This is a genomic window from Priestia sp. P5_B4, assembly GCF_056400385.1.
This window is the reverse complement of record NZ_JBFULJ010000785.1, coordinates 1-1,798: the sequence shown is the minus strand read 5'-3', so window position 1 is coordinate 1,798 and position 1,798 is coordinate 1. Positions and strand designations below refer to the sequence as shown.

The 1,798-nt window shown below is 35.5% G+C and carries 3 protein-coding genes; 2 read left to right on the top strand and 1 reads right to left on the bottom strand.

Annotated elements, in window-relative coordinates; all coding sequences use genetic code 11:
• The first annotated feature begins 494 nt into the window (after positions 1–494).
• Both AC1DRF_RS25955 and AC1DRF_RS25950 read left to right on the top strand, forming a co-directional pair.
• A complete protein-coding gene (locus AC1DRF_RS25955) occupies positions 495–785 on the top strand; it encodes a hypothetical protein (protein WP_013083107.1) in 291 nt (96 codons plus the stop codon).
• Entirely contained in the window at positions 775–1,266 is a 492-nt protein-coding gene (locus AC1DRF_RS25950; protein ID WP_477742071.1) for a hypothetical protein, read from the top strand. Before AC1DRF_RS25955 ends, AC1DRF_RS25950 begins: the two co-directional genes overlap by 11 nt.
• Before the next feature lie 261 nt (positions 1,267–1,527).
• On the opposite strand, the gene AC1DRF_RS25945 is transcribed toward AC1DRF_RS25950, so the two are convergent.
• Positions 1,528–1,798, bottom strand: a 271-nt coding sequence (locus AC1DRF_RS25945; RefSeq protein ID WP_477742070.1) for a hypothetical protein, incomplete at its 5' end; no start/stop codon positions are given.

The window sequence follows — 1,798 nt, the reverse complement described above, 5'->3', positions numbered from 1 at the left end:
GTCCTAATTCAAGTTCAGTAATAGGCTCTCAAAACACTTCTTCTCAACAGTCGCCTAGTTCAACACCTACTCAGACGCCTACTTTAGGAAGTGGAAATACAAATACACTTTGAAAAGCATCTCTACGTATAAGGATGCTTTTTATTACAACATTTAATTTACATATAATTCACATACACTTTTGATAGAATGTAAACTAATAATTGATATATTCAAAAGTAACTTGATAAGCTTCATTCTTGGTTAAACCTTGTAAACTCATTAAATACTCAACCAACATTACTCGTTAATTACTAGCTAAAGGTTCATCATCTCCTTCACTAATACGTAATATTTCTTCATCACTGAGTTCTCCATCTAATATTTTCTGATAAAATTCATCGATTATTATACAACCAACCTTTCTAGACATTATTAAAAGTAGATACTATATTCTAATTTCACAATGAACTTAATATCATTTATTGTATTTAAGACAACGGGAGATGATACTGATGAGCAGATTTGATATTGAAACCTTAAAAAAGATTCGTGATGATTTACAAGAAATTCACTCTACTGCTATTTCTAATTATCATGACTATCCAGAACTTATGGATACAATTGATCATTTAGCAAGAGTTGCTAACATGTTCGCAAATGATAAAATTGAGAACCTTGTGAATAATAACTTGCGTGCTGACCCACAAGGTTACATTGTGTCAAAATTATCGTCTGCTTCTTCACGTATGAAAAATTATCAAAAAGGCATCGGCAAGCGTGAAGTAGGTTCTTATGAAAATTGAATACACAGGCTGGAGATTTTATGATGACTATACAGAAATTTATGGTAGAAACTACTTAATTCATCATGCTGGCTCAATGTTGGTGCCAGTTTCAAGAATAAAAGGCTTGACTCATGATAATGTTTTGTCTGTAGAAAAGTTAAATCGTCTTCTTAAATCGATTGAGAATCACGGATATGTARCAACTAGTTCCTCTCATATGGATATTAATCTAACATTATTTCCAAACGGTGATTTCTGCGTTAGCAATGGAGGTAATCATAGACCATATTTAGCAAAGAAGCTAGGTATAACTATTATTAGAGCCGTTGTGGATGTGTGCATTCCACTTAATCTTTTGACAGATGAACAAATTCAATATTTTGAGTCTATAGGTTCTTACGATTTACCTAATAGCCCAGAATTAAAAGATGTAGCATATGCCCTAGAACTAATGCCTAGCCAACAACTTGCTAAACAAACTATAATTCATATTCAATAAGCACCTAATAGGTGCTTATTTTTTATTAGCTAAAATAATAAATATACTGACGAATATATCAGAATCCTTTAATTTATATCGTTCAGAAAGTCATAAGTTTTAGACAGAGATAAACCGTTTTAAAATGTATACTTATACGGGCTATTTTAAGTAGTTAGTGCTCATAAAAGCAACAATATTATCCCCATGATACAAGCGAGCTCTTTGATACAATAAGGAAGTTCGCTTATATTTTTAGTTATTGTGGAACAACTATAGCTTTTAGCCCATACCAGGGAATCCACCCATACCAGGKAATCCGCCCATACCAGGGAATCCGCCCATACCAGGTGATCCGCCCATACCAGGTGATCCGCCCATACCAGGGAATCCGCCCATACCAGGGAATCCACCCATACCAGGTGATCCGCCCATACCAGGKRATCCRCCCATACCAGGKRATCCRCCCATACCAGGTGATCCGCCCATACCAGGGAATCCRCCCATACCAGGTGATCCRCCCATACCAGGGAATCCGCCCATACCAGGGAAT